Genomic DNA, 19,977 nt, shown 5'->3' with positions numbered 1-19,977 from the left:
GACATACGTATTCAGAGCGGCTGTCTTTCCAATGACGAAGGGCAGGCGTAAGATAAGGCGATGGCCGTCAACGAAAAACCAACGTCCTTCGACATCGCCACGCTCGCAGGGGTTTCCCAGCCGACCGTGTCCAGGGCTTTGCGCGGCGACCGCACCGTCAGCGAAGGCACCCGCAAGCGGATAGAGGCCATCGCCCGGCAGCTCAACTATACCGTGGACAAGAACGCGTCCTCGCTGCGCCGGGGCAAGAGCAACACGCTGGCGCTGCTGTTTTTCGAGGATCTGTTGCCCGACGAAAGCTATATCAACCCCTTCTTCCTCTCGATGCTGGGACCGATCCTGCAAACCTGCGCCAAGCGTGGCTATGACCTGCTGACCTCCTTCCAGCAACTTTCGACCGACTGGCATGTCGATTATGAGGACAGCCGCAAGGCCGACGGGATCATCCTGCTCGGCTATGGCGATTATGAAACCTACCGCGCCCGGCTGGAGCAACTGGTGGCGCAGGGCACGCATTTCGTGCGCTGGGGATCGGTCGACCCCAATGCGCTGGGCATGACCATCGGCTGCGACAACCGGCAGGGCGGGCGCGACGCGGGGCGCCACCTGATCGAACGGGGACGCCGGAACATCGCCTTTCTGGGCGATGCGTCGAGCCGCTATCCCGAATTTCGCGACCGCTATGCTGGCCTCACGGAGGTGATGCGAGAGGCGGCCTTGCCGGTCGACCTTGGCCTGCATGTCGATGCGCTCTCGACCGAGCAGTCGGGGTATGAGGCCGCCAGGCGCCTGATCGCACGTGGCCTTTCCTTCGACGCGATCTTCGCGGGTTCGGACCTGATCGCCATCGGCGCGATGCGGGCGCTGGACGAAGCGGGCATGAGCGTGCCGCAGGATGTCGCGCTGATCGGCTTCGACGACATCCCCGCCGCCAGCCTCACAAGACCGCCGCTGACGACCATCGCACAGGACTATCTGCACGCGGGCGAGGTGCTTGTGGATGCGCTTATCGGGCAGATCGACCGCAAGCCGCTGGAGCCTACGTTGCTCGTGCCAAGGCTGGTCACGCGCATGACGGCATAGTTTGCGTAGTTAACGTGCTCCTGCGAAGGCAGGAGCCCAGTCCCGCCGTTTGAACTGGGCTCCTGCCTTCGCAGGAGCACATCATTTTTGCAGGTACAAAAAGGGAGGACCGCCACCCCTGAAAGGGGCGGCGGTCCGGGGGAGAACTGCCTGCGTGCAGTCAGGCAGATCGGGGACTTTAGAACTTGTACGTTAGGCCCAGATAATAGTCCCGGCCATAGCGCTGATAGTCGATCACCTGCCGGGGGTCGTCATTCTGATAGGTGACAAAGGGCTGATCGGTCAGGTTCTTGCCCTGCAACAGGATCGATAGTCCCTGAAGCGGCCCCGACTGGAACTCATAGCCGATCTGCGCATCGAGAATCCCTTCCGCCTTGGCTGTGCGGAAGGTCGGCGCCGCAGACAGCCCCGCCACTTCGCCCAGGAAGGAGGAACGATAGCGATAGCTCACCCGCGCCTGAAAACCGTTCTTCTCGAAATAGGCGGTGCCGCTGGCGACCCATTTCGACAGGCCGGGCAAGGTAACGCTTTCGGTCGGATTGCTGCCATATTCGACCTCGCTATGCGTATAGGAACCGCTGGCGAAGATGCCGAAGCCGTCGAGCGCCGGGCTGAACAGCTTGAAGGGCAGCGACGCGGTCGCCTCGACGCCCATGATCGTGCCCTTGCCGGTGTTGGCGGGCGCCTTGAGCAAGCCGATAGTGCTGCCCTGCTGCTGCACGATGGCCTGAGCCGCAGGCGGCAGCGTCGAAAGCGCGCCCGAGAAGTCATAGGCGATATTGTTGTTCGGATCGACGAAGTCGGTCAGGTTCTTGAAGTAACCCGACACCGACACATAGCCGCCGCCCCGGAAATATTTCTCCAGCGACAGATCGATATTGGTCGACTGATAGGGCCGCAGCATGATGTTGCCGCCGTTCGAGCTGAACGGGCTATATTGAGGGTCCGATCCCAGGCCGACCTTCGACAGGTCGACGCTGAATTCCTGATTGACGCGTTCCTGGTCCAGACGCGGACGCACCATGGTCTGCGCCGCGCCCAGCTTGACGAAGAAGCTCGGCTCCAGCTCGACGGAAATCTGCGCGCTCGGCAGGACGTTGGTGTAGCTGTCCTTGCCCGACACCGGCAGTACGGTCACGACGCCGTTGGCGAAGTTGGAAATCGTGCCGGTTGATGCCTGCCGCGAATGGATCACCTGCACGCCGATCGCGCCCTTCAGCGGCTTGCCGCCCAGTTCCCCGTCCATGCTGAGCTTCGCATAGCCGGTGAACACGTCTTCCTTCACCACATTGTCGCGGACCAGCGAGCCGGGGCGGTTGTCATACACCGCATCCAGCACATTGTCGTACAGATAGAGCGGGTTCAGCGTCAGCATCGCAGGCACGCCGAGATAGTCGAGCGAGACGTTCGATCCCAGCAGCGCTTCGCTCGGCACGGCCACCGATCCCGGCGTCCCGCCGGAGACGGTGCAGTTCGTGCCGCCCGGCGGGCAAAGGAAATAGGACGTATAGGCGCTGGTCTTCTTGCGGCGGCTATAGTTGCCGCCGACTTCCCACTTGGAAAAGATGCTGCCTGAAATGTCCCCGACCAGGTTCGCGCGGAACGACTTCATGTCGTCGATGAATTTGGGCCGGTTGAGGAAGCCCGCCTGTACCACCGCCGTCGTGCCGTTGTAGCCCCAGCCATTGGGATCGGTCAGGCTGATGATGTTGGTATCGGTATAGTCCAGCGTCGGCATAATCCGGAACAGACCGTTCGACTGTCGCTCGACCCGGACAGTATCCGGCACACCCGAACGCAGATAGCCGGTGCCCGAATAAGTCTCCAGCAGGAAGTCGGTACGCTTGGCCCGCGACCAGCTTGCATCGACATTGAGCTTCAGCGTGTTGTTGAGGCGGATATCATTGTTCCAGCCCAGCGAGATCGTATCCGCCTTGCGCTTGTTATAGTCGTTGCGCTGCACACCATAGACATTGCTGAAGGTGGCGCCAGTAACGAAACCGTTTTCGACCGTCTCGTCGCTGACGCCGACATTGCTGCCCCAGACCAGCGGGAACTCGATGCCGCGCAGCCGCTGCTCCTCCTCGAAATGGGAAGCCAGCACGTCGAAGGTCGAATGGAAATTGTCGCTCGGTTGCCATTCCAGCGTGCCGACCGCGCCATAGCGCTTCAACAGGTTCGACTGCACATAGGGCTTGGCGCCGCCGATGATGAGGTTGCCGCTGGCATCGGTCGGATAGCCCCAGGCATTGAACCGTTCATCCTGCGAAGGCGTCTGCGAGGCGGAAAAGCCCAGCGACAGGCCCAACGTGTCGTCCGCAAACTGGTCGATATAGGTGGCTGAGGCGCGATAGCCGTAGCGCTTGCCGTCGGGATTGAGCTTGTCCATCCCGTTCATCTGACCGCGCAGCGACAGGGCGACGACCCGGTCCTTCTTGTCCAGCGGGCGCAGCATGCGCAGGTCGACCGTACCCGAAATGCCCGCCGCGATCAGCGCCGCGTCGGCGCTCTTGTAGACATTGACGTTCTGGAAGAATTCGGACGGATATTGGTCATATTCGACGCCGCGATTGTCGCCCACCGTCACCTGCTCGCGCCCGTTGAGCAGCGTGGTCGAGAAGTCGGGGCCAAGCCCGCGGATCGAGAGCCTCTGGTCGCGACCCTCCAGCCTCTGGGCCGTCACGCCGGGCAGGCGCGCCAGCGGGTCCGCTATCGATACGTCCGGCAGCTTGCCGACGTCTTCGGCGGAGATCGAATCCACGATCAGCACCGAATCCCGCTTCATCTTCGCGGCGGAGGCCAGCGAGGCGCGGATGCCGGTGACGACGATCGCATCCCCCTGCGGCTCGGCCGGCGCGGCGGTTTCAGCCGTGGTCTGCGCGGAGGCAACCGCCGCGACCGACAGCGAAGCGCCAGCCAGAAGGGTGGCCCGCAGGATGGAATGATGGAACTTGTGCATATGTGGACCCTCCCCAAGACGTATTGCTTGTGTTTCTCGCCGCATCGATAGCCGCCCGGCCCATGGTCTGCACAGAATCCCACATACGTATTCAGTGGAACAAATTATCCTATTGAAAATATTTGGTAATCATGAAATCCGCATCGGTAGTCGACGGTCGACGTCCCTGTTTTCGACATGATTTTCGGGGAATTCCGTAGGGTCAAGGCCGCCCTCTTGAAACTGTCGGCGTGGCTGGCATTTTCGTCGTCGGCCGAAAGGATTTTCATGTCATATGGGCCACGACACGGAACCGGCGGGGGAAGGCCTTATGCACCCAATGCAGTTGTTCGAATTGGTGATCGTCATGCTGCTGGCGATCATCGTCCTGCATTATGCCGCGAACAAGCTGGGCCTGCCGCCTGCGGTCGCCCTGCTGGCGGGGGGCGCGCTGTTCGCCTTCCTGCCCGGCCTGCCGGTGATCTCGCTCGACCCGCAACTGGTGCTGGTGATCTTCCTGCCGCCGCTGCTGATGGACGGCGCCTGGTTCATCGCGCTACGGCACCTTCAAAGGCATATGTTCGGCATTGTCGCGCTGGCCGTGGGCGCGGTGATCTTCACCACGGCGGTCGTCGCGGCGGTGGCGCACTGGCTGGTGCCCGGCCTTCCCTGGGCAGCCTGCGCGGCGCTCGGCGCCATCGTCTCGCCGCCCGACGCCGTGTCGGCCCGCGCGGTGTTGCAGCGGGTCCATCTGCCGCGCCGTCTGTCGATCCTGCTGGAAGGGGAGAGCCTGTTCAACGACGCCAGCGGCCTTGTCCTCTTCCGCTTCGCCATAACGGCGGGCGTGACCGGCGCGTTCAGTATGGTCGATGCGCTGCAAAGCTTCGTCATGCTGGCGGCGGGCGGCGCATTGATCGGTGCCGTCATCGGCGCGCTCTGGGTGCTGACGGTCAAGCGGCTGGACGACAAATATCTGATGATCGCCTCATCGCTGCTGGCGCCTTGGGCATCCTATCTCCTGGCCGAATCCGTCCATGTTTCCGGCGTGATTGCGACGGTCACGACCGGCCTCATCTGCGGCTGGTATCAGCATGTCGTCTTCCCCGCGATGGTGCGGATGAACGGCACGGCCTTTTGGGCGGTGATGATCTTCCTGATGGAGGCGTTCGTGTTCCTCCTCATCGGATCGTCGCTGCGCGGCGTGATCGAGCGTGTGGGCGGCTTGGGCGTGGTGCTGGACGAAATGACGCTGCCCATCCTCGCGATCCTCGCCACGCTCATCGTTGCGCGGTTCGTCTGGGTATTCGGTTCGGATGCCGTGATCGCTGGGCTGAGGGCGATGGGCATATGCGGCTACAAACCGCTCGGTCCGCGTTCGGCCACGGTGCTGGGCTGGGCCGGGATGCGCGGCGTGGTGACGCTGGCGGTGGCGCTCAGCGTGCCGGAGGGTTTTCCCGGCCGCGACTTCATCCTGACCACGGCCTTCGCCGTCATCATCGGCACTGTCCTGCTGCAAGGCACGACATTGGGCGCGGTGATCCGCATGGTGAAGCTGCCCGAATCGGAAAGCGATCGCCCGCGCATGACCATGAGCGAGGCCGAAGCCGCTATGGCCCAGGCGCAGGTCCGCATCGTCGAAGTCCACGCCTATGATGCGGAAGGTACGCTGCTCCACCCGCGTCTGCTCGAACGCTATCAGCGTCACGCCGAACTCTCGGTCAGCTATGCGGGGCAGGAGGAGGAGTTTTCGGACAGGCTCCACGCCCATTTCGACCTGGTGCTGAAAGCCATCGCCGCCGGGCGGGCGGAGTTGCTGCGCCTTCACCGCACGGGAGAGATTGACGAACATACGCTTCAGGAACTGGAACGCGATCTCGATCTGGAGGAATTGAGCGCCCTGTCAGCCAAGGCCTGATGCTCGAACTTTCTGCGTTGGTTTAGGTCGTCCTCTGGGTCGGCGCGATATTTATGTCAGGCGCTGTTTTTGCCTCCACTTCGCTCTATGCTTCGCGCGCTCATGACGAACCGACCCACTCCCCGTAAACGTCACTCCGTCCCCGCCGCTTCACGGCTGATCCAGGCGGCCGAAGCGCTGTTCGCGGAGCGCGGCATCGACGCCGTCTCGATGCGCGAAATCGCCGCTGCCGCCCAATGCGGCGACACCAATGCCGTGACCTATTATTTCGGATCGAAGGACGGGCTGCTCGCCGCCATCTTCGCCGCCCGGGCCGAACAGATGGACGGCACGCGCGGCGAGATGCTGGACAGGCTGGAGGGACAGGGCAGGATCGACGATCCGCTGGCGCTGCTCGGCATATTGTTCCTGCCGCAGTTGCGCCTGATCGATGATCGCGGGCGTCATCCCTATGCCGCCTTCATGCTGCACTATGCGACGCAATATTGGTCGCTCACTCCGGCGTTGTTTGCCCAGACCCGCGACAGGGCGCCGAACCTGCTGCGTCTGATGGGGCATCTGACGGCGCTGGCCGGGCATGTGCATCCCGACATTGCCCGCAACCGCATCCTGTTGTGCAACATGATGCTGCAATGCGTGCTGGTCCGCTGGGACCATGGCGCGCTGGAGGATCGATCGGTGCCGCTGGCGCAACATGTGCGTGACGTGATGATGACGGCGCGCGCCAATCTGCTTGCTCCCTCGGGGGAAGGAGAGGGCGTACCCGCTTCGGTGGAAGATTGGTTCGCCGGATCAAGCTAGAAAAGGCATCTCCCAAGCTCAGCCCGAACGGAGGAGAGGGGAGATTAAGCACATTATCTCACCCTCACTTCAACCCTTTCCAACGCCCCATTGAACCGGCTTCCCGCACTGTCATAAGCTGCAGGATCGACCGGGCTCACCAGGTCCATCCCCACATCGAAATCTTCGGTATGCGACACCACCTGCGCAAAGGTGCGCTCGACCCGTCCCTGCGCCACCGCCTTGCCATCGACCGTCAGCGTCACATCGGCTCCACTGGTCGGCACATTCTTGTCCATCGTAAAGTCCAGCCCGACCACATGCGCGCCAGCCGCCACCGCAGAGGGGGCCACGATCCGCGTCATATGCGCCGGCGTCAGATTATAGGTAAACGCGATCCGCCCCCGATCGAAGAACAGGCTATACCCGCCAAAACGCCCGCCCTGCGCCACAAGGACGCCTTTGCCCCGCTCCGCCGGTAGGTTGATCTTGGCCGTCACCGCAAAGGACCGCCCCACCAAGGCGGGCGCTGCGCTCTCCGGAACATGACCGACCGGCGCGCTATAGCTAAACAGCGTCCGCCCCTCATTGGGATCGGGCCGTCCCTTCTGTCCACCCTCGCTGCCATGGATCGGCAGCATGTTGGACAGCGCAGCCTCCGCCCAGAACTGCTCCTTCAAGGCCTCCAGCTTTTGAGGATTCTCCGCCGCAACATCATGTGCCTCGCTGAAATCGCTGCGGACATCGTAAAGCTGCCAGGTCCGCTCATCCAGCGGCACGGGCTTGGGCGGGGTCCGCTCCCAGGGCGTCACCATCGGCGCGGTCGCGGCGACCCAACCATCCTTGTAGATGCTCAAATTCTGCGCCATCGCGGACACCTGCATCGTACGATGGGAGGGCGCGTCCTTGGCCCGAAAGCTATAGCCCATGCTGATCCCGGTGATCGGCTGCTGCGGCACGCCGTCCAATATCTCCGGCGCCTTCACGCCCGCCGCTTCCAGCACGGTCGGCATGATGTCGCTGACATGATGGAACTGGCTGCGCAGGCCACCCGCATCCTTGATATGCCCCGGCCAGGCCATCACCATGCCGTTGCGCGTGCCGCCGAAATGCGATCCATAGCGCTTGGCCCAGGGGAAGGGCGCGTTCATCGCCCAGCCCCAGCCGCCCGGCATCAGATTATAAGCGGTCTTCGTGCCGATCTCGTCAATATGGGCGAGCGCATAGGCCGGGTCTTCCTTGACTCCGCTCAGTGCCGATTGCTCGAACAGCTTGCCGTCGAAACTGCCCTCCGCGCTCGCGCCATTGTCGCCCTGAATGTAGAAGATGAGCGTATTGTCCAACTCGCCATTGTCGCGCAGTTTCTGGATCACCCGTCCGATTTGCGCATCCGCATAGGCAAGCGAAGCCGCATAAGCCTCCATATAACGGGCATAAAGCCGCTTCTGATCGGGCGTCAGGCTATCCCAGCGCGGCAGCGTGCCCGGATGCGGCGCGTCGTCGGTGCCCGGCGGAATGACGCCCAGCCTCTTTTGCCGCGCCACAGTTTCGGCGCGCAGCACATCCCAGCCGGCATCGAACTTGCCCCGGAATTTCGCCAGCCAATCGGCGGGCGGCTGGTTGGGCGCATGGGCGGTGCCGGTGGCATAATAGAGCAGGAAGGGCTTGTCGGGCGCGGCGGCGTGCTGGCTGTCGATCCAATCCATGGCATGATCGGCCAAGTCCCGCTCCAGATGATAATCGGGTTCGGCGGGCGGGGAGACGGGACTCGTATTTTCGACCAGATTGGGCTCCGCCATGCTGCTGTCGGCGCCAAGGAAACCGTAGAAATATTCAAAGCCCAGCCCCGTCGGCCAGCGATCGAACGGCCCCGCGCGGCTCATTTCCCATTCGGGGGTGATGTGCCCCTTGCCGATCATCGCGGTATTATAGCCATTTTCCTTCAATATCTGCGCCACCGTCCCGGCGCTCTTGGGAATGACGCTGTTATAACCGTCATAGCCCGTAGCCCAATTGGCGACATAGCCCATGCCAACCGCCTGCGGATTGCGTCCCGTCAGCAGAGAGGCCCGCGTGGGCGAGCAGATGGCGGTGGTATTGAACTGGTTGTAGCGCAGCCCGGCCTTCGCCAGCGCGTCGAAGGTCGGCGTCGGTACTGGCCCGCCGAAGGTGCTGCTGGACCCGAAGCCCACATCGTCGGTCATGATCAGCAGGATATTGGGCGCGCCCTTGGCCGCGCGCACCGGCTGCGGCCAGACGGGCGGGGAGGATTCGGCGGGCGTCCGGCCATAGATCTTCTGCGCAGGCGTATCCTGCGCGGCGGCGGGCAGCGGGGTGAGCGCCAGCAGGGGCAGCGCGGAGATCGCCGTCCGGAAAAGTGCGGCCGATGAGCGGGCGTACGGCATGGCCACTCCTTGTCGCGGCTGGGCGCAAAAATATTTCACAGCAGTGCATATTTTATATTAACGCAGGTGATTGAAGTCAAGCGTCATGCGCAGAGATTGCCCTTGTCGCAAGCCGCCCGCGACACCATATTCCGGGGTGCAATATGTTGCGCAGCGAGGCGAGCCATGGAAAAGCGGCTACTCCAGATCGAGAAAGCCTGGGAGCAGGCGCTCGGAGATATTTTTCAGCCCTATGTCGACCTGAAACGCGAACCCACGGCCAAGGCCATGGACGCCTTTCGCGCCGTCTTGGGGTCGTCCAGCGACAATGACATCCGTCGACATATCGCCAGGACGGCGGCCCGGCAGGGATCGACATTTCTCAGCCGCTATCTGGTCGAGGAAGACTGGCGGCGGTCTTGAGCTGATTGGGGGAAAGCCAATTCTATCCCCAACCGTCACCCTGAACTTGTTTCAGTATGACGAGGAGAAATATACTGCGGTTCCTTGCTCTTATCATCGGGCCGCGATCGCCTTGGGCTGAGGCAAAGGCGGCGCGCCCGATCCCAAAGTGGCAAGATATTTGATCACCGCCGCCCGATCTTCCGGCTTGCGCAGCCCGGCGAAGCTCATCTTCGTCCCCGGCACGTCCCGCCCCGGCGAGGCTAGGAAGGCGAACAGATTCTCGTAACTCCAATTGCCCTTATGCGCCTGCATGGCGGGCGAATAGGCAAAGCCCCCATGGCTTGCCACTGGCCGCCCGACCACGCCCCACAGGTTCGGCCCGATGCGATTGGGGCCGCCCTGGGTGAAGTCATGACAACTCATGCATAGTTGCACCTTCTGCTTCCCCGCGCCCGCATCCGCACCGGCGAGCAAGGCGCCCAGATCGGGCGGCGGAGCCACCGTCGCACCGCCGCTGCCCTCCACAGGCGCCGGCGTCTTGCCCCGCATGTCCCGGTGATAGGCGATCACCCGGCTGCCTTCGCCAGCTTCCGTAAAGCTGGCGGGCCAGTCGCGCTGGATCGAGGCCATGTCGACGCGCGGGGGCATGTCGTCCGTCGGTTTGTAGGCCAGTGCCCCCGGCCTGCTTTGGGTGTAGAGCTTGTCGCTGAACCATCCCAGCCCCAGCAGCGTCACCGCCGCCCCCGCGACGCACAGCCCCACCGCCATCCCGCGCATCCGGCCCATGGCTCAACCCCCTCCGCCCATGAAGATCGCGCGCGTCCAGAAGGCGTAGTTCGCCTCGATCGTCATGATCCGCACCAGCACCAGCAGCACCAGCGGCGGCACCAATATCGCATAGATCAGCGACAGCCGCTCCCATGCCATGTGCATGAAGATCGACACGATCAGCCCGGCCTTCAGCAACATGAAGATAATGATCAGCGTCCAGCGGACGATCCCCTGCACATGCAGATAATCGACCAGATAGGACATGGCGCTCAGCAGGAACAGCAGACCCCACACTTTGAGGTACAGGCTGATCGGATGCTGCTGGCCTTCATGGGCGGCTGACGACGGATTGTCCTGCATGGATTTGCCTCACCACAGATAGAAAAAGGCGAAGATGAACACCCAGACGAGATCGACGAAATGCCAGTAAAGCCCGGCGATCTCGACCGCCGAATAATCGCCCGACTTTTCATAATGGCCCCGCGCCACCTTGGACGCGATGATCAGCAGCAATATGACGCCGCAGGTCACGTGCAGGCCATGAAAGCCGGTGATCATGAAGAAACTGGCGCCAAATTGCGGCGCGCCCATTGGGTTGCCCCAGGGGCGGACGCCTTCCTCGAAGATCAGCTTGGTCCATTCGAAGGCCTGCATCCCCACGAAGGTCGCGCCGAACAAAGCGGTCAGGACCATAAGAGCCGCCGTTTTCCGCCGGTCGCGGCGATAGCCGAAATTGACCGCCATCGCCATGGTGCCGCTGGAACTGATCAGCACGAAGGTCATGATCGCGATCAGGATCAGCGGGATGTCCTGCCCGCCGATATTGAGCGCGAACACTTCTGCTGTATTGGGCCAGGGCAGCACGGCGGACGAACGCATCGTCATATAGCTGGTCAGGAAGCAGGAGAAGATGAAGGTGTCGCTGAGCAAGAAGATCCACATCATCGCCTTGCCCCAATGGGTATGGCGGAAGACTTCCTGATCGGCGGACCAGTCGGCCGCGATCTCCCGCAGGGCAGGGGCGATGACTTCTCTGTCCGATAGTGTTTGGGCCGATAGTGTTTGGGCCGATATGCCTTGAACCATGGCGATACATCCTCAAGTCGACAGCAGCAAAGCGACCAGAACCAACCAGATGATCAGCAGAAAATGCCAATAGAAGGCGCATAGGGCGATATTGCGCATATTCGCCGCCGCCAGTGCGCGCCCGGCGGCAATCAGCCCGCCCACTATGTGGAGGCCATGTAGCGCCGTCAGCAGGTAGAAAAAGGCATTGGCCGGATTGGCGGACAGATAATAGCCCGCCGCCTGATAATGTTTCCACAGCAGCAACTGCCCGGCGAGGAACAGGAATCCCAGCGCGGCCCCCATCATCGCGGCGCGGAGCATCCTTTCCCGTCGCGCCATCTCCCACGCGATGCTGCTCGCCACCAGCACCAGAGTATTGATCCAGAGCAATGGCGGATCGGGCATCGGCTTCCAGTCGCTGCCATGCCCCATCCCGCCATGCAGGCCCATGCGCATCAGATAGGTCGCCACCAGCAGCGAAAACATCACCATGGCCACGGCGAAATAGGCCAGCATCCCGACCGTTCCCGCAGAGGGGCGATCCCGCTCGACCGGTTGACCCGTCTCCCAGCTTTTCTCGGCAAGGCGCGCAAGAATGCTCATGCGCGTGGTTCCGTCTGGGGAATGAAGTCGCGTTCCGCTCCCGGTACGCTGTAATCATAGGCCCAGCGATAGACGACCGGCAGATTCGGTCCCCAATTGCCATGGGCAGGCGGCGTGTCGGGGGTCAGCCATTCCAGACTGGCCGCACCCCATGGATTGGGATCGGCCTTCGGTCCCCGGAACAGGCTCCAGATCATATTGAAGAAGAACAGCCCCTGCGCGGCGAACACCACCAGCGCCGCTATGCTGATCCATTCATTGGCCAGGTGCACGGACGGCGGGATGAAGGCGGTCTCGCCCAACGCATAATAACGGCGCGGCACGCCCAAAATGCCGAGATAATGCATCGGCAGGAAAATCGCATAGACGCCCAGGAAAGTGATCCAGAAATGGAGTTTCCCCAAAGTGTCATTCCACATCCGTCCGAAAATCTTGGGATACCAGTGATAGATGGCGCCGAAGATCACCAGCACCGGCGACACCCCCATCACCATATGGAAATGCGCGACGACGAAGAAAGTGTCGGACAACGGCACGTCGACACTGACATTGCCCAGGAACAGTCCCGACAACCCGCCATGGATGAAGGTGAAGATGAAGGCGATGGCGAACAGCATCGGCACGCGCAGATGGATGTCGCCGCGCCACAGGGTCAGCAGCCAGTTATAGACCTTGATCGCGGTCGGAATGGCGATGATCAGCGTCGACGTGGCGAAGAAGAACCCGAAATAGGGGTTCATGCCGCTCACATACATATGATGCGCCCAGACGAGGAAACTCAATGCCCCGATGATGACGATAGCCCAGACCATCATGCGGTATCCGAAGATGTTGCGCCGCGCATGGACGCTGATCAGGTCCGACACGATGCCGAAGGCGGGCAGGGCGACGATATAGACTTCGGGATGGCCGAAGAACCAGAAGAGATGCTGGAAAAGGAGCGGACTTCCGCCTTGCGTGTCGGTGATCGTCCCCATGGACTGCATGGTGGGCATGAAGAAGCTGGTGCCGGCGAAATGGTCGAACAGCATCATGATGGCTGCGACGAACAACGCCGGGAAGGCGAGCAGGCCCATGACGGACGCGGTGAAAATCCCCCATACCGACAGCGGCATCCGCATCAGCGTCATGCCCTTGGTCCGCGCCTGCAACACCGTGGTCACATAATTAAGCCCGCCCATGGTGAAGGCCGCGACGAAGATGGCGAGGCTCACCAACATGGTCGCGATGCCCCATTGATGCCCCGGCGTCCCCTCGCTGATCGCCTGCGGCGGATAGAGCGTCCAGCCCGCGCCCGTAGGCCCGCCCGGTACGAAGAACCCCGCCACCAGCACGATCACCGACAGCAGATAGAACCAGTAGCTCAGCATGTTGACGAAGGGGAACACCATGTCCCGCGCCCCGACCATCAGCGGGATCAGATAATTGCCAAAGCCCCCCAGCAACAGCGCGGTCAGCAGATAGACGACCATGATCATGCCGTGCATTGACACGAATTGCAGATAATTGTCGGGCTGGATCGCTGGAAAAGCGCCGGGAAAGCCCAGTTGCAACCGCATCAGCGCCGACAGCAACAGCGCCACCAGCCCGATGGAGATGGCGGTCACGCTATATTGGATGGCGATGACCTTGTGATCCTGGCTCCAGACATATTTGGTGACCCAGCTATGCGGATGATGCAGCGGGCGCAGGTCGTCAGCCAAAGTGGTAGCCATCAGCGAATGCTCCAGGAGGCGGGCACGATACAGGCGTTAGCCTTGATGATCAGGATCGACATGGCCGCAGGCGGCGCGTCGGCCAGAATTTGCGCGAAACTCGTCTGCTGGGCCTGCCACGCCGCAAAGGCCTTGGGCGACTCCACGACCACCTTGCCGCGCATCGCATGATGCCCCGTGCCGCACAGCTCAGCGCAGAGAATGTCGAACGTGCCGGTCTTGGTCGGGGTCAGCCAGAAATAGGTGACGATGCCTGGCACCAGGTCCATCTTGGCGCGGAATTCCGGCACATAGAAATCGTGCAACACATCCTTAGACCGCAGCACGATCTTCACCGGCTTGCCGACGGGCAGATGTAGGTCGCCGCTTTCCACCAATATATCGTCACGCCCATAGGGATCGAGCGGGTCGAGTCCCAAGCCATTGTCGGGCGTGATATATTTGACCCCCGCAGCGCCCAGCACTCCATCCGGCCCCGGATAGCGGAATGACCATTGCCATTGCTGTCCGACCGCTTCGATGACGGTGGCTTCCTTGGGCACGGACACATATTTGCCCCAAGCGGCCAGCCCCGGCGCCAGCATTCCGGCAATGCCGATGGCGGTCCAGATCGTCAGCCGCTTTTCGAGCGAACTGTTCTCCGGCTCATAATGCGCCCGATGCCCCGCGCGATGGCGATATTTCACGATCGCCCAGGCCAGGAACAGGTTCAACCCGACAAAAGCCGCAGCGCAAATCCACAGCGTCACGTCGAGCGCGGAATCGATCGATCCCCAATTGGATGCGATGGGGGTGCGCCACCAGGGACTGAACAGGTGAAAGGCAACCGACCCGACCACAAGCATGGCGATGGCTACCGCAACCGGCACAAGCCCTCTCCCCACATAGGACGCTCGCCGCCGTTCCGGCATTTTCGAGTCGTCTCGGTAATGACCGCAGGCACAACCTATAGAAAAAATGTCGATGGGGGAAGCGGTTGAGAGAAGGGAGGACGTGGCAGGCCGCTTTGCGGATATGGGGCGGGCGCAATTGGCAGGGGCGGACCTTGATAATCCCGATAATATCGTCATCCCAGAGAAAGCTGGGTTCTCGTGAGGTCAAGCTGTGCGCTATCGCCTGATATCCCAGCTTTCGCCGGGATGACGGAAATGAGATCAACTCACCATCCATTTCTCTTCGCGAGATCGAACCTTCACATGCAGTAAGCTGGAATCCCTCGTTGCAATATCACTTTTGGCTATTTTTCATTTTACTTGAAAAATTCCCAAATATATTCAAATATCTTCTTCGATATCGAAGTGTCATAATAAATAATGCTGATATATCTAAAGTTATATACTTTAAAGTATAGCTAATTTATGTTAGATAATAATATTTCATTAACCCACAATATTTAAAATCCCGCCTGTGATCCGGGCTGTTGCCCCGCGCGCAGGAAGGGAATGGAAATGTTCGGCAGATCGATCGGGCGTTTGCTGCGGGACAGGACGGGCAATGTCCTGATGATGGCGGCTGCCTCCATGCCCATATTGGTCGGCGCGGCGGGCCTGGCGACTGACACGGTGCAATGGACCCTGTGGAAGCGGCAGGTTCAGCGTCAGGCGGATAGCGCCGCGCTTGCCGGAGCCTATGCGGTGGCGCAGGGCTTCAGCGCTTCGGACAGCGCGACCTCCGACATCAGCCGTTTGTCGCTGATTACCCTGTCGCAAACGCCGACGATCGAAAACGCGCCCACCGCTGGTGCTTTCGCCGGAGATGCCCGAGCGGTGCGGGTGGTGCTGCAAACCTCGGCGGAGCTGCCCTTTTCGAAGATATTGAGGGTAAGGACACCGGTCATCTATGGCGAAGCGACTGCGGCCGTCGTGGGCAGCGGCAACTATTGCGTCGTTTCGCTAGAAAAGACGAGTGCGGTCGGCATCACGCTCCAAGGCAACGCCACGGTCAATCTGGGCTGCGGCATGGCCACCAATTCGCGCGCGTCGAACGCCGTCACGGCAGGCGGCAGCAGCACGGTGACGGCCACCCCGGTCGCGGCGGTGGGTGGGCTGTCGTCCAGTTCCAACTATGTCTCGCCGACCACGTTGCTGCCCTACAGCATACCGGTGCAGGATCCCTATGCGTCGCTGCCCACGCCCACTGCGTCGGATTTGTCAGGCTGCAATGGCAATGCCAATGTTCAGCCCAACAACAGCAAGTCCATCACGCCAGGTTGCTTCAAGAATTTCGACGTCAAGGGCACGCTCAACATGGCGCCCGGCACCTATTTCATCGACAGCACGACCTTCGACATCGGGTCGCAGGCGGTGGTCAATGGCACCGGCGTCACCATCATCCTGACCAGCGGCAACGCGGCCAACAACCCCAGCCAGATTTCGACTGTCAACATCAATGGCGGCGCAACGCTCAATCTGACGGCGCCGACGGACACGACCAACCCCTATCATGGCGTCCTCTTCTACCAAGACCGGCGCGCGCTGGATTCGGGAACCAACACGATCAACGGCAATGCGAGTTCCGTCCTGCAAGGCGCCTTCTATTTTCCCGGCCAGGCGATGTCGTTCAGCGGCACGTCGGGCATGACCACCACCTGTGTGAAGATGGTCAGCAAGCGTGTCACCTTCATCGGCAACAGCAATATCGTCAACCAATGCACCAACACGGGAGTCGATCCAATCACCGCGACAATGGTGAGGCTGGTGGGATGATGAAGCCGCTTTTCACCGATCCAACCGCCAACAGTACGGTCGAACTGGCGATCATCATGCCCGTTCTCGTCCTGCTGACCTTCATGGCGGGGGATGTCGCCATGGCGTTCAAGGCGAAGATCACGCTCCAGCGTGCGGCCGAGCGTGCGGCGCAGATGGCGACTGCGGGCGGATACAGCACCACATCCTCCAACAATTATAGCAATTTAAAGGCGGATGCCGCTTCAGCCGCCGGTGTTTCGACGAATAACGTCACCGTCACACCCACGCTGATTTGCGACAGCACGGCGCAAACCACGCCGGATTACTGCACCGCGACTCAGCAGATGAAGCGCTATGTAGCGATCACCATTTCAGGGACCTATACGCCGATGTTCGCCAAACTCGCACCCAGCAGCAATTGGTCGGCCCAGGGAATCGCGCTCACCGGTTCGGCATCGGTGCGCCTGCAATGATCCGGCTGGCGCGAGACGAGCGCGGGGCGGCGGCGATCGAATTCGTCCTTGCCGTGCCTCCTTTCATCATGCTGTTGATGGGCGCGCTCCAGCTCGGCATTATCGCCTGCGCGCGCACCGGCTTGCAACATGCGGTGGATGAGGGCGCGCGCTTTGCCAGCATCTTTCCCACGCCTTCCGACACCGACATCATCGCCAAGGTGAAGAGCCGCGAATTCGGGCTGGATCCGGCCTATACCAACGATCCGACCATTGTAACCGGGACTCAATATGGCGTTCCCTATAAGGAAATCACCATGACCTATTCCCGGCCGCTGAATTTCATCGTATACCAGACGCCGTCACTGTCGATCAGCTATACCCGCCGATCCTATTAACGGCTCAACTGGCCTCACTTACCGGACGGGCTGTCGCAGCGCCCTTCTGCTGGGCAAGGCGACTCTGCAGGGGGAGCCGTCCCGCACCCCCAGTACAGATTGTCCGCCAAATCGATGAAACTGCCGCGCTTCTTTTCCTCGTCCGCCTGCGACATGGCCATCGATCTGGGCACCGTCAACACGGTCATCTATGTGCGTGATCGCGGCATCGTACTCAACGAACCCTCGGTCATCGCGATCGAGACGCGGGACGGCATCCGCAAGGTCAAGGTCGTCGGCAACCAGGCCAAGCTGATGATGGGCAAGACGCCCAATGGCATCCAGGCGATCCGCCCTCTACGCGACGGCGTGATCGCGGACATCGATGTGGCCGAACAGATGATCAAGCATTTCATCGACAAGGCGCTGAACGGCGCCAATCGCTTCGGCCGCCGCCATGAGGTGGTGATCTGCGTGCCCACGGGCTCCACCATGGTGGAACGCCGCGCATTGCGCGATGCCGCGTCGAACGCCGGCGCCTACAGGGTCCAGCTTATCGAGGAACCCATGGCCGCGGCGATCGGCGCGGGCCTGCCCGTCACCGAACCGCGCGGCGCGATGGTGGTCGACATCGGCGGCGGCACGACGGAGGTGGCGGTCCTCTCCCTGCGCGGCATCGCCTACAGCAATTCGGCGCGCGTCGGCGGCGACCGGCTGGACGAAGCCATCGCCTCCCACATCCGCCGCACCCACAACCTCATGATCGGTGAGGCCACGTCGGAGCGCGTGAAGTGCGAGCTGGGCGCGGCGACCCCCCCTCAGGACGAAGGCCGCCGCATGATCGTGAAGGGCCGGGATCTGGTCAATGGCCGCCCGGCGGAAATGACGATCAGCGAGGCGGAGATCGTCGACGCTCTCTCCGAGCCGGTCGGCCAGATCAAGATGGCGGTGATGACCGCGCTGGAACAGACCGCTCCGGAACTGTCGGCCGATATCATCGAGGAAGGGATTACCCTGACTGGTGGCGGCGCGCTGCTCCAGCGCCTTGATGAAGCGCTGTCCGAGGCGACGGGCCTGCCGGTCACGGTCGCGGACAATCCGCTGATCTGCGTGGCGATGGGCGCGGGCAGGGCACTGGAAGACCGCGCTTACGACGGCGTTTTGACGGTTTCCTGATCGGGAGCGGGTAACTCTTCCCATTCGTCATGCTGAAACAAGTTCAGCATGACGGTTTTGGTTGGGCTTTATCCCTCTCGCCCATAGGCAACCACGGTCTCCACCTCCGCCTTGTCGCCCAGCACCACGCCGACACGTTGGTGCAGCCCGGTCGGCTTCACGTCCATGATCCGCGCATAGCCGTTGCTGGCTGCGCCTCCGGCCTGCTCGACCAGGAAGGACATGGGGTTCGCCTCGTACATCAGCCGCAGCCGCGCCTTGTCGGCATGGCGATGATCCGCCGGATAGAGGAAAATCCCGCCGCGTTTCAGGATGCGATGCACGTCCGCCACCATCGAAGCGGTCCAGCGCATGTTGTAATCCTTGCCCAGCGGCCCCTCGGTCCCCTGAATCCGCTCCTCGACATAGCGGGCGATGCCCGGCGACCATTGCCGCCGCCGCGCCATGTTGATGGCGAATTCGGCATTGCCCTGCGGCATCTGCATTGGCCCGTCGGTCATCCGCCACGACCCGATTTCCCGGTCCAGCGTGAATTCATAGACCCCCGTGCCGATGGTCAGCACCAGCAGCGTCTGCGGCCCGTAGATCGCATAACCCGCCGCGACCTGTTGCGTGCCGGGCTGGAGGAAATCCTGCTCCGTCACTTCGCGGCCCGAACATTCCTCCGGCGCCTTCAGCACGGAGAAGATCGTACCGACGCTTAGGTCGACATCGATATTGCTCGACCCGTCGATCGGATCGAACAGCAGCAGATATTCGCCCTTGGGATAGCGATTGGGGATGCGATGGATCGTCTCCATCTCCTCCGAGGCCATGGCGGCCAGATGCCCGCCCCATTCATTGGCATCCAGCAACAGCTCGTTGGCGATCACGTCCAGCTTCTTCTGAACTTCGCCCTGCACATTCTCGCTGTCCAGGCTGCCCAGCACCTCGCCGAGCGCGCCCTTGGACACGCTATGGCAAATCGTCTTGCACGCGCGCGCGACGGTTTCGATCAGCAGGCGCAACTCGGATGGCAGGGCATTGGCCTGTCGCTGCTGCTCGATCAGGAAGCGGGTGAGGGTGATGGACATAGGCGGCTTACTCGCTCAAGAAATATGGCGAGCGGATGCGCGCCATGCATGGAATCGAGCTATGCCGTAGCGGTCGGACGGGCATTGGAAAAGCGCCAATTCATGAAGCGGACGTCATGAAATCGGCTTTGGGAGATGACCCGTTCACCCATCGGGACTGGCCGCGAAGCGCGGCCAGTCGCCGCGTCTGATTATAGCGCCCTGGCGGCGGTGATGATGATCTCCACCTTGTAATCAGGGCTGGCGAGCTTCGCTTCGCCGGTTGCGCGGGCAGGCGCCTCGGCGTCCGCTATCCAGCCATCCCAGACCGCGTTCATTTCGGCAAAATCATTCATGTCGGCAAGCCAGATCTGCGCCATCAGCATATGGTTCTTGCTGCTGCCGGTGCGCTCCAGCAGGGCGTCGATCTCGGCCAGCACAGCCTTGGTTTGGGCGGTCACGCTCTCCCCCGGCGCGCCGATCTGCCCGGCCAGATAGATGGTGTCGCCATGGATGACGGCCTCGCTCATGCGCGGGCCACGGTCGATGCGGGTGATGGTCATGCGGAACG

At 61.8% G+C, this 19,977-nt stretch carries 18 protein-coding genes; 8 read left to right on the top strand and 10 right to left on the bottom strand.

From position 1 onward, the window contains the following. The first annotated feature begins 60 nt into the window (after positions 1–60). Positions 61–1,083 carry a LacI family DNA-binding transcriptional regulator gene (locus tag HHL26_RS13490; protein WP_066555507.1) on the top strand — a complete coding sequence of 341 codons (1,023 nt, stop codon included), beginning with the start codon at positions 61–63 and terminating at the stop codon, positions 1,081–1,083. 178 nt (positions 1,084–1,261) lie between these two features. On the opposite strand, the gene HHL26_RS13485 is transcribed toward HHL26_RS13490, so the two are convergent. Then, complete coding sequence (locus HHL26_RS13485) at positions 1,262–4,042, bottom strand: TonB-dependent receptor (protein ID WP_169576131.1); 2,781 nt, start codon at positions 4,040–4,042, stop codon at positions 1,262–1,264. A gap of 274 nt (positions 4,043–4,316) precedes the next feature. Here HHL26_RS13485 and HHL26_RS13480 point away from each other — a divergent pair, with 274 nt between their 5' ends. Both HHL26_RS13480 and HHL26_RS13475 read left to right on the top strand, forming a co-directional pair. Continuing rightward, positions 4,317–5,936: a Na+/H+ antiporter gene (locus tag HHL26_RS13480; RefSeq protein ID WP_240962443.1), complete on the top strand. Its 1,620-nt coding sequence runs from the start codon at positions 4,317–4,319 to the stop codon at positions 5,934–5,936. Positions 5,937–6,038: 102 nt separating this feature from the next. Next, entirely contained in the window at positions 6,039–6,737 is a 699-nt protein-coding gene (locus HHL26_RS13475) for a TetR/AcrR family transcriptional regulator (protein WP_066561460.1), read from the top strand. Between the two features lie 53 nt (positions 6,738–6,790). On the opposite strand, the gene HHL26_RS13470 is transcribed toward HHL26_RS13475, so the two are convergent. Continuing rightward, positions 6,791–9,121: an arylsulfatase gene (locus HHL26_RS13470; RefSeq protein ID WP_066555509.1), complete on the bottom strand. Its 2,331-nt coding sequence runs from the start codon at positions 9,119–9,121 to the stop codon at positions 6,791–6,793. A gap of 165 nt (positions 9,122–9,286) precedes the next feature. Here HHL26_RS13470 and HHL26_RS13465 point away from each other — a divergent pair, with 165 nt between their 5' ends. Beyond that, entirely contained in the window at positions 9,287–9,523 is a 237-nt protein-coding gene (locus HHL26_RS13465) for a hypothetical protein (protein ID WP_066555510.1), read from the top strand. Between the two features lie 93 nt (positions 9,524–9,616). Here the strand turns inward: HHL26_RS13465 and HHL26_RS13460 are convergent, their stop codons facing one another. The 6 genes from HHL26_RS13460 to HHL26_RS13435 are packed head-to-tail and all read right to left on the bottom strand — an operon-like array spanning position 9,617 to position 14,531. After that, positions 9,617–10,291, bottom strand: coding sequence for a cytochrome c family protein (locus HHL26_RS13460; RefSeq protein WP_066555511.1), 675 nt, complete (start codon positions 10,289–10,291; stop codon positions 9,617–9,619). Positions 10,292–10,294: 3 nt separating this feature from the next. Next, the gene (locus HHL26_RS13455) at positions 10,295–10,636 is read right to left on the bottom strand and encodes a cytochrome C oxidase subunit IV family protein (protein WP_066555514.1); all 342 of its coding nucleotides are present in this window, start codon (positions 10,634–10,636) and stop codon (positions 10,295–10,297) included. Between the two features lie 9 nt (positions 10,637–10,645). Continuing rightward, a complete protein-coding gene (locus HHL26_RS13450; protein ID WP_066555516.1) occupies positions 10,646–11,362 on the bottom strand; it encodes a heme-copper oxidase subunit III family protein in 717 nt (238 codons plus the stop codon). Between the two features lie 12 nt (positions 11,363–11,374). Continuing rightward, positions 11,375–11,947, bottom strand: a complete 573-nt coding sequence (locus tag HHL26_RS13445; protein WP_066555517.1) for a cytochrome c oxidase subunit 3 — start codon at positions 11,945–11,947, stop codon at positions 11,375–11,377. Then, a complete protein-coding gene (locus tag HHL26_RS13440; RefSeq protein WP_066555519.1) occupies positions 11,944–13,662 on the bottom strand; it encodes a cbb3-type cytochrome c oxidase subunit I in 1,719 nt (572 codons plus the stop codon). Before HHL26_RS13440 ends, HHL26_RS13445 begins: the two co-directional genes overlap by 4 nt. Next, a complete protein-coding gene (locus HHL26_RS13435; RefSeq protein WP_066561463.1) occupies positions 13,662–14,531 on the bottom strand; it encodes a cytochrome c oxidase subunit II in 870 nt (289 codons plus the stop codon). The genes HHL26_RS13440 and HHL26_RS13435 overlap by 1 nt, the downstream gene beginning before the upstream one ends. Positions 14,532–15,110: 579 nt before the next feature. Here HHL26_RS13435 and HHL26_RS13430 point away from each other — a divergent pair. The 4 genes from HHL26_RS13430 to HHL26_RS13415 all read left to right on the top strand — a co-directional run bounded on the left by HHL26_RS13430 (position 15,111) and on the right by HHL26_RS13415 (position 18,354). Beyond that, positions 15,111–16,367 carry a pilus assembly protein TadG-related protein gene (locus HHL26_RS13430; protein ID WP_066561465.1) on the top strand — a complete coding sequence of 419 codons (1,257 nt, stop codon included), beginning with the start codon at positions 15,111–15,113 and terminating at the stop codon, positions 16,365–16,367. After that, positions 16,364–16,822, top strand: a complete 459-nt coding sequence (locus tag HHL26_RS13425) for a TadE/TadG family type IV pilus assembly protein (RefSeq protein WP_066555520.1) — start codon at positions 16,364–16,366, stop codon at positions 16,820–16,822. Before HHL26_RS13430 ends, HHL26_RS13425 begins: the two co-directional genes overlap by 4 nt. Beyond that, positions 16,819–17,199: a TadE/TadG family type IV pilus assembly protein gene (locus HHL26_RS13420; RefSeq protein WP_066555522.1), complete on the top strand. Its 381-nt coding sequence runs from the start codon at positions 16,819–16,821 to the stop codon at positions 17,197–17,199. The genes HHL26_RS13425 and HHL26_RS13420 overlap by 4 nt, the downstream gene beginning before the upstream one ends. A 114-nt stretch (positions 17,200–17,313) precedes the next feature. After that, positions 17,314–18,354: a rod shape-determining protein gene (locus HHL26_RS13415; RefSeq protein ID WP_066555524.1), complete on the top strand. Its 1,041-nt coding sequence runs from the start codon at positions 17,314–17,316 to the stop codon at positions 18,352–18,354. A gap of 68 nt (positions 18,355–18,422) precedes the next feature. Here the strand turns inward: HHL26_RS13415 and HHL26_RS13410 are convergent, their stop codons facing one another. Both HHL26_RS13410 and HHL26_RS13405 read right to left on the bottom strand, forming a co-directional pair. Then, on the bottom strand, positions 18,423–19,427 hold the full coding sequence (locus tag HHL26_RS13410) for a class 1 fructose-bisphosphatase (RefSeq protein WP_066555527.1): 1,005 nt from the start codon (positions 19,425–19,427) through the stop codon (positions 18,423–18,425). A 191-nt stretch (positions 19,428–19,618) separates the two neighbouring features. Beyond that, a complete protein-coding gene (locus HHL26_RS13405; RefSeq protein ID WP_066555528.1) occupies positions 19,619–19,969 on the bottom strand; it encodes a RidA family protein in 351 nt (116 codons plus the stop codon). Positions 19,970–19,977 lie beyond the last annotated feature (8 nt).

This window comes from Sphingobium sp. TB-6 (assembly GCF_012927365.1).
GTDB lineage: Bacteria > Pseudomonadota > Alphaproteobacteria > Sphingomonadales > Sphingomonadaceae > Sphingobium.
This window is presented reverse-complemented; position numbering and strand designations above follow the sequence as displayed.

Coding starts and splice junctions, on each gene's coding strand:
- HHL26_RS13490 (WP_066555507.1), top strand. CDS start 61: ATGGCCGTCAACGAAAAACCAACGTCCTTCGACATCGCCACGCTCGCA.
- HHL26_RS13485 (WP_169576131.1), bottom strand. CDS start 4,042: ATGCACAAGTTCCATCATTCCATCCTGCGGGCCACCCTTCTGGCTGGC.
- HHL26_RS13480 (WP_240962443.1), top strand. CDS start 4,317: ATGGGCCACGACACGGAACCGGCGGGGGAAGGCCTTATGCACCCAATG.
- HHL26_RS13475 (WP_066561460.1), top strand. CDS start 6,039: ATGACGAACCGACCCACTCCCCGTAAACGTCACTCCGTCCCCGCCGCT.
- HHL26_RS13470 (WP_066555509.1), bottom strand. CDS start 9,121: ATGCCGTACGCCCGCTCATCGGCCGCACTTTTCCGGACGGCGATCTCC.
- HHL26_RS13465 (WP_066555510.1), top strand. CDS start 9,287: ATGGAAAAGCGGCTACTCCAGATCGAGAAAGCCTGGGAGCAGGCGCTC.
- HHL26_RS13460 (WP_066555511.1), bottom strand. CDS start 10,291: ATGGGCCGGATGCGCGGGATGGCGGTGGGGCTGTGCGTCGCGGGGGCG.
- HHL26_RS13455 (WP_066555514.1), bottom strand. CDS start 10,636: ATGCAGGACAATCCGTCGTCAGCCGCCCATGAAGGCCAGCAGCATCCG.
- HHL26_RS13450 (WP_066555516.1), bottom strand. CDS start 11,362: ATGGTTCAAGGCATATCGGCCCAAACACTATCGGCCCAAACACTATCG.
- HHL26_RS13445 (WP_066555517.1), bottom strand. CDS start 11,947: ATGAGCATTCTTGCGCGCCTTGCCGAGAAAAGCTGGGAGACGGGTCAA.
- HHL26_RS13440 (WP_066555519.1), bottom strand. CDS start 13,662: ATGGCTACCACTTTGGCTGACGACCTGCGCCCGCTGCATCATCCGCAT.
- HHL26_RS13430 (WP_066561465.1), top strand. CDS start 15,111: ATGTTCGGCAGATCGATCGGGCGTTTGCTGCGGGACAGGACGGGCAAT.
- HHL26_RS13425 (WP_066555520.1), top strand. CDS start 16,364: ATGATGAAGCCGCTTTTCACCGATCCAACCGCCAACAGTACGGTCGAA.
- HHL26_RS13420 (WP_066555522.1), top strand. CDS start 16,819: ATGATCCGGCTGGCGCGAGACGAGCGCGGGGCGGCGGCGATCGAATTC.
- HHL26_RS13415 (WP_066555524.1), top strand. CDS start 17,314: ATGAAACTGCCGCGCTTCTTTTCCTCGTCCGCCTGCGACATGGCCATC.
- HHL26_RS13410 (WP_066555527.1), bottom strand. CDS start 19,427: ATGTCCATCACCCTCACCCGCTTCCTGATCGAGCAGCAGCGACAGGCC.
- HHL26_RS13405 (WP_066555528.1), bottom strand. CDS start 19,969: ATGACCATCACCCGCATCGACCGTGGCCCGCGCATGAGCGAGGCCGTC.